This is a genomic window from Roseibacillus persicicus, from assembly GCF_014651675.1.
Lineage (GTDB): Bacteria > Verrucomicrobiota > Verrucomicrobiia > Verrucomicrobiales > Akkermansiaceae > Roseibacillus > Roseibacillus persicicus.
This window is the reverse complement of record NZ_BMXI01000068.1, coordinates 1-814: the sequence shown is the minus strand read 5'-3', so window position 1 is coordinate 814 and position 814 is coordinate 1. Positions and strand designations below refer to the sequence as shown.

Here is an 814-nt window from a genome sequence, read left to right as displayed (position 1 = left end):
AGCTGTTCTTTAGCTTCTTCCTCAGCAAAAATCAATCCGAGCAATAGCATCGCGCTCAAAATGAGATAGGTTATTAGTCTGCAACGGCTCATTTTCAGTCGAACGTTTGGGCACACCCAATCCGACCGACTCAGCGCGCTTTCACTACTTTTACCACGTCCCCTCCTCCAAGCAACCACCAACTCTCCAGCGCGGTCGGATTTGTGGTGCTGCTGTTTGTTCGACACTAATCAGTCTGAGGCGGTAAGGGAGGCGGTTGAACTATCGTTCTTGGTGGCTCGTTCTTCCCCTGATTCGCATACCTTAGAAGTGCTTGCCCATAGTCGCCAATTGAATCTTCAGGCCCATTCCTATAGCGCTTAATCACTCGCTGCACTGGCCAAGCCTCGACGCCCGATTCGGTCCTAATCTGAATATTAATTTCTGCTGCGGGGTCGTTGGCATCGACAAACCAAACGCCATTTGTCTTCCTAATCAGCACTTCGCCGACGTAGGAACCGAGAGCAAAGAGGCGCTGACCTCTATCCTCAGAGAGTAAACCGCCTTCGACCGGTTCACCGTCTTTTGTTTGTTCTTCGAAAAAGCGATCTACCTCGTAAAGACTTTTAAGCGAGAAGTCTGCGTTGTAGTCCGAATAATTCAGTGCTCCGCTAATCCATTCTGCAGCTGCCTTTGCGTCAACGATTACCGGGTGCATATCTACTTTTAGTCGAACGTTCAAGCACACCCAATCCGACCGACTCAGCGCGCTTTCATTACTTCTACCACCTCCACTCCTACAATCAAACTCCAAACTCGCCAGCGCGGTCGGATT

Annotated in this window: 1 protein-coding gene; it reads right to left on the bottom strand. The window is 50.1% G+C overall.

The window, feature by feature from the left end; all coding sequences use genetic code 11:
- Positions 1 to 226: 226 nt before the first annotated feature.
- Positions 227 to 814: hypothetical protein (locus tag IE099_RS20630; RefSeq protein WP_229809635.1), on the bottom strand; the 588-nt coding region annotated here is incomplete at its 5' end.